The 13,565-nt window shown below is 61.1% G+C and carries 12 protein-coding genes; 5 read left to right on the forward strand and 7 right to left on the reverse strand.

The genetic code is table 11. The annotated features are described in order from the left end of the window. Positions 1 to 72: 72 nt before the first annotated feature. Positions 73 to 1,680 (forward strand): ABC transporter substrate-binding protein, encoded by a 1,608-nt coding sequence (locus ACWF6P_RS19320; protein WP_452622112.1) that lies wholly within the window; start codon positions 73 to 75, stop codon positions 1,678 to 1,680. A 355-nt stretch (positions 1,681 to 2,035) separates the two neighbouring features. Here ACWF6P_RS19320 and ACWF6P_RS19325 read toward each other — a convergent pair whose 3' ends face one another. Next, positions 2,036 to 3,553, reverse strand: a complete 1,518-nt coding sequence (locus tag ACWF6P_RS19325; protein WP_452622113.1) for an MFS transporter — start codon at positions 3,551 to 3,553, stop codon at positions 2,036 to 2,038. A gap of 157 nt (positions 3,554 to 3,710) precedes the next feature. Between ACWF6P_RS19325 and ACWF6P_RS19330 the strand changes: the two genes are divergently transcribed. Beyond that, positions 3,711 to 4,385 carry a TetR/AcrR family transcriptional regulator gene (locus ACWF6P_RS19330; protein WP_452622114.1) on the forward strand — a complete coding sequence of 225 codons (675 nt, stop codon included), beginning with the start codon at positions 3,711 to 3,713 and terminating at the stop codon, positions 4,383 to 4,385. Here the strand turns inward: ACWF6P_RS19330 and ACWF6P_RS19335 are convergent. The 4 genes from ACWF6P_RS19335 to ACWF6P_RS19350 all read right to left on the reverse strand — a co-directional run bounded on the left by ACWF6P_RS19335 (position 4,375) and on the right by ACWF6P_RS19350 (position 9,284). Then, positions 4,375 to 5,334, reverse strand: coding sequence for a DMT family transporter (locus tag ACWF6P_RS19335; RefSeq protein ID WP_452622115.1), 960 nt, complete (start codon positions 5,332 to 5,334; stop codon positions 4,375 to 4,377). The two genes, ACWF6P_RS19330 and ACWF6P_RS19335, sit on opposite strands and share 11 nt — an antisense overlap. Before the next feature lie 612 nt (positions 5,335 to 5,946). Further along, the gene (locus tag ACWF6P_RS19340; protein ID WP_452622116.1) at positions 5,947 to 7,269 is read right to left on the reverse strand and encodes an MFS transporter; all 1,323 of its coding nucleotides are present in this window, start codon (positions 7,267 to 7,269) and stop codon (positions 5,947 to 5,949) included. After that, the gene (locus tag ACWF6P_RS19345) at positions 7,253 to 7,780 is read right to left on the reverse strand and encodes a carboxymuconolactone decarboxylase family protein (RefSeq protein WP_452622117.1); all 528 of its coding nucleotides are present in this window, start codon (positions 7,778 to 7,780) and stop codon (positions 7,253 to 7,255) included. The genes ACWF6P_RS19340 and ACWF6P_RS19345 overlap by 17 nt, the downstream gene beginning before the upstream one ends. 73 nt (positions 7,781 to 7,853) lie before the next feature. Then, positions 7,854 to 9,284 (reverse strand): MFS transporter, encoded by a 1,431-nt coding sequence (locus tag ACWF6P_RS19350; protein ID WP_452622118.1) that lies wholly within the window; start codon positions 9,282 to 9,284, stop codon positions 7,854 to 7,856. A gap of 311 nt (positions 9,285 to 9,595) precedes the next feature. Between ACWF6P_RS19350 and ACWF6P_RS19355 the strand changes: the two genes are divergently transcribed. The 3 genes from ACWF6P_RS19355 (at position 9,596) to ACWF6P_RS19365 (ending at position 11,310) form a co-directional block, all read left to right on the forward strand. Next, complete coding sequence (locus ACWF6P_RS19355; RefSeq protein ID WP_452622119.1) at positions 9,596 to 10,342, forward strand: hypothetical protein; 747 nt, start codon at positions 9,596 to 9,598, stop codon at positions 10,340 to 10,342. Positions 10,343 to 10,540: 198 nt separating this feature from the next. Beyond that, positions 10,541 to 10,894, forward strand: a complete 354-nt coding sequence (locus ACWF6P_RS19360) for a metal-sensitive transcriptional regulator (protein ID WP_378638766.1) — start codon at positions 10,541 to 10,543, stop codon at positions 10,892 to 10,894. Between the two features lie 35 nt (positions 10,895 to 10,929). After that, positions 10,930 to 11,310, forward strand: coding sequence for a 6-carboxytetrahydropterin synthase (locus ACWF6P_RS19365; protein ID WP_378534701.1), 381 nt, complete (start codon positions 10,930 to 10,932; stop codon positions 11,308 to 11,310). A gap of 40 nt (positions 11,311 to 11,350) precedes the next feature. Here ACWF6P_RS19365 and ACWF6P_RS19370 read toward each other — a convergent pair whose 3' ends face one another. Both ACWF6P_RS19370 and ACWF6P_RS19375 read right to left on the reverse strand, forming a co-directional pair. After that, on the reverse strand, positions 11,351 to 12,952 hold the full coding sequence (locus ACWF6P_RS19370; protein WP_452622120.1) for an ABC transporter substrate-binding protein: 1,602 nt from the start codon (positions 12,950 to 12,952) through the stop codon (positions 11,351 to 11,353). A 163-nt stretch (positions 12,953 to 13,115) separates the two neighbouring features. Next, on the reverse strand, positions 13,116 to 13,553 hold the full coding sequence (locus ACWF6P_RS19375) for a hypothetical protein (RefSeq protein WP_452622121.1): 438 nt from the start codon (positions 13,551 to 13,553) through the stop codon (positions 13,116 to 13,118). Positions 13,554 to 13,565: the final 12 nt, after the last annotated feature.

The raw sequence follows: 13,565 nt of genomic DNA on the forward strand, positions 1-13,565 counted from the left end.
TTCAACGAGATCCAGACCACGTCAGTCCCGCACCATTGTCGCCATGGCAACTTCTAGTAGATGGCGGCTCGTATGAAAGCTCGTTCTGTCTCCGCGACAGCAGTTATCAGTGTTGGCGTGTTCACCCTGGCTGGGTGTGGCGGTGCGTCCAGCCCCGAAGGTTCGGTCGGTGAGTATGCAAAGGACGGCAGTTTCACGACTGTCATCAACGCCGATCCCGGAAATCTGCACCCTCTGATCACCAACCTTACGTCGACGCAGATCGTGAACGCGTACTCGTACGATTCGTTGATCGACGTCGATGCGCAAACACGCACTGTGCGTCCGTACCTGGCGGAGAGCTGGACGGAAGAAGGAAACACGCTGAAGTTCGTGCTCAAGAAGGGCATCACCTGTGCCGACGGCACTTCCTTCACCGCGCAAACCGCGGCCGATGACATCAATTGGGTCATGGATCCTGAAAATGCTTCACCGCTACGCGGATCCACTGTGCCGATGTCGACTTCGGCCTCAGCGGACGGTGACGAACTGACGGTAACCACCGCCGAACCCGCGCCCTTCCTGCTCTCTCGAATCGGCGCGCTGCGGCTTCCGTGTGCGGCGACGCTCGAAGATCCGGCCAGCATCCGTTCGAGTAGCAACGGCACGGGTCTGTTCAAGGTCACCGAGGTTGTTCCCAACGATCACATCACGATGGAACGCCGCGACGGATACACCTGGAGCCCGAACGGGGAGACCACGTCTGACACTCTCGGGGTGCCGAAGACCGTGACGATCAAGATTGTCACCGATCCGAGTACGACGGCGAATCTTGTTCTCACCGGCGGGGTCAATGCCGCAGCGGTGACCGGTTCGGACGAGGAGCGAGTGCTGGCAGCTGGTCTTGATTCGAAGACGTACACCACGTTGTCCGGTGAGTTCATCTTCAATCATTTCGCGTCTCTGCCCACGGCGGACCGCGCTGTGCGACAGGCTCTTGTGCAAGCCGTCGATCTGGACGACTACACCGAGATCACCACCGGAGGTAAGGGAACCCGCGCACGCGCACTCGCGGTGTCGGAACCCCTCGCCTGCGATTACAACAGTGTCGAAGGAACGATTCCCGCGTTCGACGTCGACGCAGCCAAGAAGACCTTGTCCGACGCCGGCTGGAAGGCGGGTCCCGACGGCGTCCTGACAAAGGACGGTCGACCGCTTACCCTCAACGTGATTTTCAACAATGCCCGCGATACGAACTCTGCCGCCGCGGAATACGTAGCGACACAATGGGAAGGACTGGGGGCCAAGGTCAAACTGACCGGCGGCGATTACAGCTTCGTCATTGCCAACACGTTCAGCACCACTGACCTCTCGTCGTGGGACGTCTCCATCGGTTTGACGCTGGGCAGTGACACACCCAGTATCTTTGCCAAGTATTTCACCGGTCCGCCGAAGCCCGAAGGAGTGAACTTCGCTTCGCTCGACAACAAGAAGTACATCGAATTGTCCACTCAGGCTTCGCTTCTTCCGGGCGATGAGTCCTGCAAGGTGTGGGAGGAAAGTGAGCGGGCATTGTTCAACGACATCGACCTGCTTCCGGTGTCTACGACTCCCGCACACATGTTCTTCAACGGCGCGACGTCGATCTACCCGCCGTCGAGCGGAATTCTCCCGGGCTCGGCGATCCGTGTCCTGAAGTAGGACCCTCGGAGAATGCTCACTTTCGGGTATTGATCATCCGAAGTGCAAACCGAAATACCACCGCAGCACCCGCACCTGCAGCCAAGCCGGCGACGACATCGGCGAGAAGAACACCGACGCCTATGCCCAGGACGGCAGCAGCGGCGACGGCAAGGGCGACGTCAGCACGAGGAGCGGCGATCGCGGCATCCTTTCCCCGAGTATCGAACGAGCACCCATCTCAACGGAGCATGTCACGAAACTGTCGTCCGCAGGTGTATCAACTGCAAAACGTGTGAAACGCGTCGGCCCCGACGGAGTTGGACTCCGCCGGGGCCGGGCTGTGTGTACTGCGCAGTGTGTATTGCGCGCTGGCTCAGTGTGTCGGGACGGATTCCTTCGAGGAAGTAAGGGACGTATCGGTGTGCTGGCTACCAATCTCCTTGCGGGAGTTGGAGCCGCTGAACCGAGGGAGGAAACCGGCCAGGACGAGTGCGATGACGGCGGATCCGGCAGCGAGGGCCATGACGACGCGGAAAGCGTTCTCCGACGGCAGCGTTGCCCCACCGATGGACATGGTCATCTGGGCGATGACGACACCGGCGATAGCGCTGGCGAATGATGTACCGAGGGAGCGCATCAGGGTGTTGAAGCTGTTGGCTGCACCGGTCTCGGACGGAGGAACAGCCCCCATGATGAGAGCGGGCATCGCGCCGTAAGCCATACCGGTACCGGCTCCGATGATCACTGCGATCACGATCAGTTCCCAAATCGAGTGCATGGCGAAAATGCCGATGCCGTAACCGATTGCGACGACAACGGCGCCGAGCATGAGCGTCAACTTGGGGCCGTGCGAATTGGTGATGCGTGAGGACAGCGGAGAGATCAGCATCATGATGATGCCGGAGGGAGCCATGACCAGACCTGCGGTGAGCATCGAACCGCCTAGGCCGTAACCAGTGACTTCAGGCAACTGGACTACCTGGGGAAAGACCATGCTGGCGGCGAACATCGCGAATCCGAACACGATGGATGCGAGGTTGGTGAAGAGCACCTGGCGGCGGATGGATACGCGTAGATCTACCAGTGGCTTGGGGGTGCGTAGTTCCCACCAAGCCCAGAATCCGAATATGACGATCGAGGCAGCGAACAGCGAAAGCGTGAGCGTGCTTGTCCATCCCCAGTCGCCACCCTTGGAAATGGCAAGTAGTAGAGCGATGAGGGCGGCTGAGAGCGAGATTGCTCCGCCGAAGTCGAACGTGCCACCCGTGCGAACCGTCGATTCGGGGACCAGGACTACAACCAGCCCAGCCGCAAGTGCGCCGAGCACGGCTGACGCCCAGAACAGGACGTGCCAGTCCGCGTATTCCGCGATCAGGGCCGCGATCGGAAGACCCAGCGCGCCACCGACTCCCAGCGAAGCGCTCATCATCGCAACGGCGCCGGCGAGTTTCTTGGGCGGAAGTACGTCGCGCATCACGCTGATACCCAGCGGGATGACGCCGGCCGCAAGACCCTGGAGGATTCGGCCGGCAACGAGGGGGATCACACTCGAACTGAGTGCTCCGACCGCCGAACCGGTCACCAACAGCGCCATGCTGATCAGGAGCAGACGGCGTTTGCCGAACATGTCGCCCAACCGGCCCATGGTCGGGACGGCGACGGCAGCTGCGAGCAGGGTGGCGGTCACCGCCCACGCGGTATCGGACGCCGGCGCGTTCAGGTACTCGGGCAGATGCGGGATGATCGGGATCACCAGCGTCTGCATGAGCGAGACGACGATGCCGGAAAACGCCAGAACAGCCACCACTGCGGTGGTGGCTGGTGACTTCGAGGTTTGTGGCGGCGTTGTTGGTGGTGGAGAAGTCGGTGGTGGAGAAGTGTTTGACGACATTGCGGTAACTCCATCGGAGGAAGTACGAAAGTGGTTTAAGTCAGTTGCTTGAACTAAACTTAAATCAAGTGACTGACTTAAGGGAAGGGTGTGTCTCCGATCGTGACGAACATCTCCGGTGCCGAGCAGCTTCGGACAGTCGAGGATGATGGTGACCATGACTACGAGGGCTGAAGATGCGACGGCCGAAGCCGGCGTCGCGGCAAATTCCGCGCGTTCTGCTGCAACCCGCGACCGCATCCTCGCCGTCGCCGAGCAGCTGTTCGCCGAACACGGAGTTTTTGCGGTCTCGAACCGTCAGGTGAGCGAAGCGGCAGGTCAGGGCAACAATGCGGCCGTCGGATATCACTTCGGCACCAAGACCGATCTGGTCCGCGCGATCGTGAACAAGCACTCCCAGCAGATCGAGAAGAAGCGCGGCGAACTGCTACGGAAGGTTGAAGGGTCGAAGGACGTTCGAGATTGGATTACGTGTCTGGTTCGGGCGTCGACCGATCACTACGCTGAAATGGGTGGCCCGACCTGGTACGCGCGGTTCAGTGCGCAGATTCTCACCGATCCAGTCCTGCGGAAAATCGTCTACGACGAGGTTCTGGCCTCGCCCACCCTGCAGGAGACGCTTCGCGGACTATCAGCCTGTCTCACTGACATGCCGATGAGTGTTCGACGCGCTCGCGCGGACATCGGACGCAATGCGATCGTGCACATGTTCGCCGAACGTGAGCGCGCGCTTGCCGAAGAGGGGCAGGACGAGGTCACATCGTGGGAGGACTTCACGACCGACCTCGTCGACGCATTGGTGGGTCTTTGGACTGCCCCGATCAGCCGCTGACCGGCCGCTCATCCGCGGTAGCCACCCGTTCGGGCGGAACCCTGCGCAATGGATCTTGTGCCGGTGGAAGATCCAGGAGCAGCCCGACTCCCGCAAGAATGATGACGAGCCCACTGACGAGCGCGAACGTGACAGGCTCGTTCAACCACAGCACTCCGATCGCTGATGCCGAAATCGGCACCAAAAGAGTGACGGCCGATGCCGCGACTGGGCCCGCCTGGCGAATGATCCAGAAATAGACCAGGTAGCCACCGGCGGTAGCCCCCAGCCCCAGGGCTGCCACGGCGATGAGTGGACCGACGGTTATGGGCCCCGGTGGGGGAGCGATGGCGGACACGGGCACCAAGAGGGCAACCGCGGCAAGTTGTTGGCCGAGGGCCAGTGTCATTGGTGGAGTGTCCTGGAACGACTTTCGTGCGTAGACACCTCCGACTGCGTACAGCAGCGCCGCAGTCAACGACGCGCCGACGGCCAGAATTGCGCGACTGTCGAGCGCTGACGGCATCCCGCCGACGAGCACCGAGACACCGGCAATACCGATCGCAACACCCGAGATCTTTCGCCACGTGATCTTTTGCCGAAGCCAGAAGGCTGCGACGAAGACCGTGAACATCGGTGTCGTGGCATTCAGGATCGACGCCGTCGACGAGTTGAGTCCGACGATCGCAGTTGCGACAAGCGTCAGGGGTCCAGCGACGTTGAGGGCTGCCAACAGTAGGAATGCGGGAAACCGGTGACCGACTGCGCGCCAGGTCGATCTGCTGGAGGCCGTTATCAGTGCGAGAACCAGCGCTGCGACTATGAAGCGGGCATGCGTCGTGCCGACGGCGCCGAAGGTTGGGGCAGCCACGGCAACCAGGGGAAACGAGCTCCCCCAGAGCATGCCGACCAACAGCAAAGCTCCAACTACGGCGAATCGGCTGCTGCCGATTGCTTTCCGATTCTTCATTGAGCCTCTTCGTCAAAGACCTTTGCGGACCTGGATGGTCAATGCCTCGACCTACCCTATACCCCCAGTGGGTATTGTGATTATTGTGTCATGATGTGCAGGCGATCGCGGATTGATTGACGGCTAATTCGTTTTCCTACAATGGTTTATGTGGCGGGTTGATGGCCGTACGCGCGTCCGCAGCCTCTGCGTTATACCTATAGGGGGTATATTGAAACATGTGTGGGCTGGCTTCCCGACTCACCTCCGTCCCCCAATAGAACAGGAATCCCAATGAGCAGCTGTGGCTGTGGCAATACCCCGAAGACTGACGCCACTGGCGCTGCAGGCACTGTCGGTACGGCGATGCCGACCGGCGGGAAAGACCTACTCAACTCTGGGAGTAGTGAACTCGTCGAATGTCGGGTCATGCCCGGCAGTGTGATCGAGAAGACGCGTGCCGAAGCGGAAGGCCTGTTCCGTGACTTCGAAGGCAATCGGTACTGGTTCTGCTGCAGGGGATGTGGTCCTCGATTCGACGCGAATCCCAGGAAGTACGCCGATGTGAGCTGAGCGCGAAGTGGTGGTGCAGGCGATGTCTGCACCACCACTGTCTTTGTAGCCTTGTCGTCATCAGACGGCGCGAGCACAGGCGCACTGGGTAGCCGCCAAGGTGCATTCGCCTTGCGTCGTTTCGTATGTCGTGGGGGCGGGCAATTCATCACCTGTCTCCCGGGGCCAAAGTGCAAATCCTGCAACGGCTCCCACTGCGGCAAGCGCTGCGAGGATGCTCCAGGTGACCGCAAATCCCGCGCTCGTGCCGACCCATCCGGCGATCGGATAGGTGACAAGCCAGGCGAGATGCGACAGCGAGAACTGGGCCGCGAACACCTCCGGTATACCTGCGGGGTCGACGGAGCGCCGAAGCACCTTTCCGGTCGGTGTGACGATCATGGCCATCCCGGCGCCGATGAGTGCCCACACTGCGGCAGTCAATATCCACGTGAACACACCGGCCACGGCGAGGGATGCTGCCGCGCCGGCGCTGAAGACCAGAACGACGGAACCTGCTGTCATCACGGTGCGTTCAGCGGTTCTGTCGAGAATGCGTGGAAGAAGCAGAGCGGTCACCAGCGTGCCGGTGCCCGATGCGGCAAGCATCCAGGCCACGTCGGATTGGGTTCCACCGAGCTCGTCGCGAACGTAGTTGACGGTATTGACCACCACGATCGAGCCGGCTGCTGCCACCACGAGATTGAGGGCCATGATGCCGCGCAGTCGCGGTGTGGTCACGAAGATCCGCACTCCCGACGCGATCCGATCCCACGCCTTACGGTGAGTGCTGGGACGAGCGTTGGGGATTCGGGTGGCCAGCACGAGCAGTGCCGAGACGGCAAAGCCCACGGAGGTGGCGACGAACAACAGGTTGAATGTCATGAAGGACAGAGCGATTGCCGCAAGAACAGGGCTGAGGAGACTTTCCATCGTGTAAGCGACCTGCGATGCCGACAGCGCACGGGTGAAATCGGCCTCGTCGGTCACGATGTCCGGGATGACCGCCTGGAACGTGGGAGTGAACGCTGCCGACGCAGCCTGGAGAACGCCTACCAGCACGTAGATGTGCCAGATCTCGCTGACGAAGGGCAAGGCGATCACTACCGCTGCGCGAAGGACGTCGAGTGCGACGAGGAAAGCTCGTCTCGGCAACCGGTCTACGTACGCCGCCGCGAGTGGAGCGATCACGACGTACAGGGACATCTTGATAGTCAGCGCGGTGGCCAGCACGGCCCCGGCGCTCGGTCCGGCGAGTTCGTAGGCGAGTAGACCCAACGCAACCGTCGCCAACCCAGTGCCGAACAGCGCGATGATCTGGGCGCTGAAGAGCAGGCGATAGTCGCGAATCAAGAACAGACGCATGCTGTTCCGTTCTGGCACGGTCCTAGCGGTCCGGTTCATCTGGTTTCACTCCCGCGACAAGATTGAAAGCTCCGGTCAGGACATTGAGGGCGACGATTCCGACTACGTCGGCGATCTCGCGATCACCGTAGCCGTACGCTCGAAGGTCCGAGATGTGTTCGTCGGAAATCGAGGCAGGTTCCCGATAGACGCGAAGTCCGAGGTCGATTATTGCCGCGATGGCGGGATCGGCCGACGTGCCCGCGCGGGCACGCTCGATCTCGTCCGCCTCGACGCCGTTGGCGTGCGCGGCGGCAACGTGGGCTTCGAGGCAAACAGCGCAACCTTGCTGGACCTGCACGGCGATCGAGATTCGCTCTGCGATCTTGCGGTTGAGTTTCGTTCGCTTCATTGCCCGGCTGAGTTGCAGATAGCCACCCAGCACGGCGGGGGAATGAGCCATCGCCGCAACCATGTCGCCGACCTGTCCGTGACGGTTGACGAGCTCGGCGAGCAGGTCTTTGGATGTACCGACAGCGGTGGCCGGTGTGAGAGGTGCAAGGCGTGACATGAGTTGTCCTAAGTGGTTCCGATGGTAGTGGGTTCGGCGGACGATCGCCCCCCGAACCCACTACCGGAGTTGGTCAAGAATTGACGGTGGACTTAACGGTTCGAGACTCTTCGACTTTGGGCGAGCGCATCACTACCGCGGTGATTCCCGCGCCCACCACTGCGATGACGGCTGCACCGATGAACACTGCGGAGAACCCGTTCGTCAGCTCGGTCAGGTCGCCGAGTTGATCAGCGCCGAACACTGCTGCGATCGCGGTCATCACCGCGAGACCGACAGCGGAGCCGACCTGGTAACTGACGTTGACGATGCCGGACGCCAATCCGCCCTCCTCTGGGCGTGCGGCCGAAATCGCCGTACCCAGTGAAGGAATGAACGCCAGCGTCATACCGGCCGCAGCTACCAGCGAGGCCGGCAGCACGTCTACCCAGAAGTTGCCGGTGGGCCGGATCAACGACATCCAACCCAAACCTATTCCCAGGACCAGCAATCCGGCGACGATCATTGCTTTCGCGCCGAACCGCGCCATGGCCCGTGGTGCCACGACGACCATGCCGAGCATGACGAAGATCGTCATCGGCAGCAGAGCCGCACCGGCGGGGAAGGCGCTGTATCCAAGCACTTGCTGCAGATACAGGTTCAGGAAGAACCACATCGGTATCCAGGCGGCGCCGAGCACGAGCTGAGCGATGTTCGCGGCACCGAGGTTGGGCGCCTTGAAGATTCCCAGACGCACGAGAGGCTCCCGACGCTTGGACTGGATCAATACGAATGCACCCAACAGAGCGGCCGACATGGCGAGCGCCAGCCACGTCTGCCCGGATCCCCAACCGACGTCAGGTGCTCTGACGATGCCGAAGACGCCGACAGCGAGGCCCGCGGTGACCGCCAGTGCGCCGAGGAAGTCGATCGACCCGGTACGTGCCGGTGCGTTCGGCATCAGGAAGGGAATGGCGATCAATGCAATAACTGCGATGGGGATGTTGAGATAGAAAACCCAAGGCCAGCTGGTGTATTCGGTGATGACGCCGCCGAGGAACACGCCGGCCGTACCGCCCGCTGGGGCGGCAGCGCCGTAGATGGACAACGCCTTAGTCATTTCCTTTTGCGTGCTGCCGAACAGCATCATCAGCAGGGTGAGCGCCGATGGCGCGATGAGTGCGGCACCGGCGCCCTGAACTGCGCGGCCTGCAAGTTCGACGGCGACGTTACCGGCGGCACCGGCGACAACGGAACCGATCAGCAGGATCAGCCAACCGGCGGTGAACACTCTGCGGGCGCCGAACAGGTCGGACAGGCGGCCGCCGAGGAGGAGTAGCCCGCCGAATGCGATGACGTACGCATTGAAGACCCAGGTCAGGCTTTCCTGGGAAAAGCCGAGATCGCTCTGCATCTGGGGGAGAGCGACACCGATGATCGAGGTGTCCATGATGACCATGAACTGAGCGGCGGCGATCAACGCCAACGCCCACCACTTACGGGTGGATTTCGGTTGTGTGGACATTCTGAGTTCCTTACCTGTACGGGGTATAGGTGATGCTCGTGTGGTCAGGGAGTGTCGAAAGCGAGCCTGGGTGACATCGGCGCAGCGCTTCGTTGGGGTGCACGGGGAAATGCTGCTCTTGGAACTCATTCGGCCGGCGCTCTGCGTAGATGCGCATCGGATCTCCTTCGAGTGAATTCAGGGTGTTCGAGTAGTTCGTTGCATACCCTAGGGGGGTATGGTACAAATTGCAACAGGTTCGATGCCAAGGAGTGCAGAACCTGACGCAGACGGCAACGGAAGTGCTGCCGACCTAAGCTCGGGAGGGCAAGATGTTCAGCAAGAACGGCTACACACTGGAATTGGCAACGTCGGAGGCGGCTGTCGGCAGCAATGTACCTCTGCAATTCCGGATTCTGGATTCAGCGGGAACTCCGTTGACTCAGTACACGGACACCCACGGCAAGCAGTTGCATCTGATCGTGGTCGGTCTGGACCTGACCGAGTTCCAGCACGTGCATCCCGAATTGGATGAGAACGGAAACTGGCATGTGTCAGTTGATTTCGCTCATTCGGGAGACTATCGAGTCTTCGCTGACTTCACCCCGGACGGCGGTGACGGAATCACGCTGAGTGCGGATGTACGCGTCGTCGGCTCCTATGATCCCCGGCCGTTGCCTGCCGCTGCTGCCGCCACGACGGTCGACGGATACACAGTCTCCCTCGAAGGCGCGGCCCATGCCGGCCAGACATCGAAGCTCACGCTCTCGGTCAGTCGTGACGGAATCCCGGTCACAGACTTGCAGCCCTACCTTGCCGCGTACGGGCATCTGGTCGCGTTGCGTGCCTCCGACCTCGCATATCTCCATGTGCATCCGGACGGTCATCCCGGTGACGGTGTTACGCCAGCTGGTCCGGCAATCACCTTCTACGCCAACATGCCGAGTGCCGAGGACTACCGATTGTTCTTGGACTTCAAACACGACGGGGTGGTGCGTACAGCGGAATTCACGCTGACGGCCGACAATGCGACCCCACCTGTGTCCGAACATGCGAACCACGCGCACCACGGGCACTGAGATCGAATGCGTTTCGCAGCAGCGGGAAAACGGGCATCGGCAATCGCCATGCACCCATCTGTTCGTGCAGTAGCGAAGTGCCTGGCGATGTGCGCAGTGATTGCTCTGCAGGACAACGGAAGCCGAAGAGTATCCGCACCTCGCCCCGGAAATGAGAATTGTTGCGACATCACGCGTTGACGAAAAGGAGGATATCGAATGTCGGAAGCGACAGAAGTTGGCAGTGCTCCAGGCAGTGATTCGACTGGCGATGCATGCTGCACGAGCGATTCGCACGGCTACATCTCCGCCAAGGACGACTACCTGGCGCGACTGCGTCGCATAGAAGGTCAATCTCGTGGCCTGCAGCGGATGGTCGACGAGGACAAGTACTGCATCGACATTCTCACTCAGGTCTCGGCGATGACCAAGGCTCTCCAGGCGGTAGCCATGGGCCTGCTCGAGGACCACATCGGCCACTGCGTCGTCAAAGCCGCTGTTGCCGGTGGGCCCGAGGCGGACGCGAAGATCAAAGAAGCGAACGACGCGATTGCGCGATTGGTCCGCTCGTAGAACTGTGCTCGACGAACATTGATACCTTGGTGGGCATGTTCAGTGTCGAGATCCGTCGTACATTCGCTGTGAGGCAAGGGCTTCCGGCACCCGTGCGGGACGCAAAGAATTTGCCGCCGCTGATGCCTGCCGAGGGATTTCGGGTGACGATGCGAGCGGGGTTCTCGTTCCAGGACGACCAACTCGGAGATCGTGGATGGTTTGTCGACACGGACGCTCTGGACGAAGCGATCGATCGATGTACCGAGCAATTGGCGAGCGGTGTCTGGCCGGAGATTTTCGATTTCCGTCCGTCATTCGAGAACGTTACGAAGTGGGCTTTCGGTGAACTGGCGCCCAGCATTCCCCAACTCGCCTACGTCGAACTCGACAACGAGACAATCGGTGTGGCAACAAGATACGTCAGATCGCAGTGATCTGACGTATCTCGTTGCCGCTTAGAGTTCGATCGATCGGTTACTGGTAGAGACGCAGTGCGGAACCGATGAAGGTCTTGCCGAATGCGAGTCCGGCCTTGTTGAAGTAGAAGCTCAAGACCGTATCGGCAAACGGGACTGCGGACACCGTTTTGGTGATCTGCGACTCGGCGTCCGCCCACTCCGCGCATGCTGCGTCGCCGGTCAAGCCGGAGGCCTTGGCAACGGCTGCTTCGTAGGCGGGGTTGTTGATCGAAGAGAAATTCTTACCTGCTGCCGGAGCAGGACCGGAGAAGAACGGGACGAACCCGCTGGGAACCGAGTTGTTGATCTGGATCCACGCGATGTCCCACTGGTTGTTGTCCTTGCCGCTGAGCATGACGTCGACGACCTTGGTCTGGTCGGCTCCTGTCACCTCGACGGTCGCGCCGAGGTCGGACCATGCCGTCTGAGTGAGTTCGGCTGCTGCGCTGCGCGCATCTTCGCCGGCAGCGTAGAAGAGGCGGAGGGTCAGCGGCTTTCCGTCCTTGCTTCGCTTGCCGTCAGAGCCGGCGGTCCAACCGGCCGCGTCCAGTGTTGCCTTTGCTGCGCTGAGGTCGAAGTCCGGAATGTTGCCTGCGACAGAGTCGTACACGCAGGCGCGGGGTTCGACGGAGACAAGACTTGTTGCGCGGGTGCCTTGGCCGCCAGTGATCACTTCAGCGAGATCGTCGAGATTGACGGCCTGGACTAGAGCTTTTCGAACGGCGGGATCACTGGTCGGATTATCCGCAATCTGATTGAAGTACATCTGACCGGCGGGAAGTGGGCGCTGGACCGAGTCGAAATTGGCGGCAGCGATGCGATCCTTGTCCGGACCGGCGATCGGAGATGCGCTCAGTTCGCCCGAGAGAAGCTGGTTTGCTGCGGTGCTGACATTGGGTGCCATGACAGCAATGACCGTCTTTGGGACGCCCGGTGTATCGGAGGTGGTGTCGTCGGGGCCCCAGCTGTAGCCGTCACGACGCTCGAACGTGTAGTGGTCGTTGGCCGAGACTTCGGTGACTTCGAACATGCCGGAGCCCAGGGACTTGTTGTTCGAGGCGGTCGGATCCTCGAGTCCGGCATCGCACATGATCGGGAGGCGACTGATAGTGAGGAGAAGAAACGGGGTCGGCGCCGGAGTGGTTACCGTGATGGTGCGGGTGGCGAGATCGGCAGTGGCCGAAGCGCCGATGGGAACTGTGGTGCCACGTTGTTGTGAACCCTTGGCCGGATCGGCGACGAAGTTGATGTTGTTCGCGACGGTCTGTGCAGTCAGCGTCGACCCGTCGGTACAGGTCACGCCTTCACGAATGGTGAAGGACGCGGAGGTCGGCGTTTCTTCCCACTTCTCGGCCAACCATGGTTTGAATTCACTGGTTTCAGGATCCTGGTAGACCAGGGAGTCGTACGCCAGCTTCGAAATTTCCGCGGTTGCCTGGGAGCCGGACATGATCGGGTTGAGTGCACCCGGATCGCCTTGCAACGCGTACCGGAAGGTTCCGTCTGTCAGAGGCTCACCGCCGCCGGAGCCCGAGGACGTGCCTCCCGAGCTGCAAGCCGACAACACGAGCGCGAGCCCCGCGGTCGCGGCAAGCGTCGAATAGGAGCGGTGTTTCATTGTGCCTCCGTGAAGGAGCCGGGGCCCGGGAGTGAATCGTGAGGGCGCAGTCGAGTGTGACCGCTAAATCTTGGCGTAGGACGTGACGGGCATCTCGGTTGATCCTCACGAAAATCCGGCAGATTTTTGTTCGATTTCACGAAGGCTGGAGTTCTGGCTCAGTTCAGGGGGAGTCGAGGGCACTTCGATGTGGCCACCCGGTCTCCGTGAGTACTACGGCCGGAACCGAGGTCGCCGGGGCGATCGGGCCGAGACCGCGGAGATCTTCGTCGTCGTCGATCTCGGACCAGAATTCGTCCGCCGAAACATCGAGGCCGAGAACGATCCACGGCGGTCCGGCTTCTTGGAACGCGTACGAGACGGTTCCGGTACGCGGAACTGTCGTATCGAGCAGTCGGTCTCCGACGGGATAGCCCTGCTGCTCGCCGACCCAGGTCAAGGTCGTCGGATCGAAGGATGCCTCGCGCAGAATCTTCTCGACTGTGCGGTCGAAACTCTGCTGGGTGCTGAACTCTTCGTCCGGGTTCGAACCGCTGAACTCGGGGAGATGCGCACAACACAAAACGTGTGAGCCCGCTGACGTGCAGTACAGGCGAAACACGGGAAATCCACC

The organism is Rhodococcus sp. NPDC055024 (genome assembly GCF_053608585.1).

Coding starts and splice junctions, on each gene's coding strand:
- ACWF6P_RS19320 (WP_452622112.1), top strand. CDS start 73: ATGAAAGCTCGTTCTGTCTCCGCGACAGCAGTTATCAGTGTTGGCGTG.
- ACWF6P_RS19325 (WP_452622113.1), bottom strand. CDS start 3,553: ATGTCGTCAAACACTTCTCCACCACCGACTTCTCCACCACCAACAACG.
- ACWF6P_RS19330 (WP_452622114.1), top strand. CDS start 3,711: ATGACTACGAGGGCTGAAGATGCGACGGCCGAAGCCGGCGTCGCGGCA.
- ACWF6P_RS19335 (WP_452622115.1), bottom strand. CDS start 5,334: ATGAAGAATCGGAAAGCAATCGGCAGCAGCCGATTCGCCGTAGTTGGA.
- ACWF6P_RS19340 (WP_452622116.1), bottom strand. CDS start 7,269: ATGAACCGGACCGCTAGGACCGTGCCAGAACGGAACAGCATGCGTCTG.
- ACWF6P_RS19345 (WP_452622117.1), bottom strand. CDS start 7,780: ATGTCACGCCTTGCACCTCTCACACCGGCCACCGCTGTCGGTACATCC.
- ACWF6P_RS19350 (WP_452622118.1), bottom strand. CDS start 9,284: ATGTCCACACAACCGAAATCCACCCGTAAGTGGTGGGCGTTGGCGTTG.
- ACWF6P_RS19355 (WP_452622119.1), top strand. CDS start 9,596: ATGTTCAGCAAGAACGGCTACACACTGGAATTGGCAACGTCGGAGGCG.
- ACWF6P_RS19360 (WP_378638766.1), top strand. CDS start 10,541: ATGTCGGAAGCGACAGAAGTTGGCAGTGCTCCAGGCAGTGATTCGACT.
- ACWF6P_RS19365 (WP_378534701.1), top strand. CDS start 10,930: ATGTTCAGTGTCGAGATCCGTCGTACATTCGCTGTGAGGCAAGGGCTT.
- ACWF6P_RS19370 (WP_452622120.1), bottom strand. CDS start 12,952: ATGAAACACCGCTCCTATTCGACGCTTGCCGCGACCGCGGGGCTCGCG.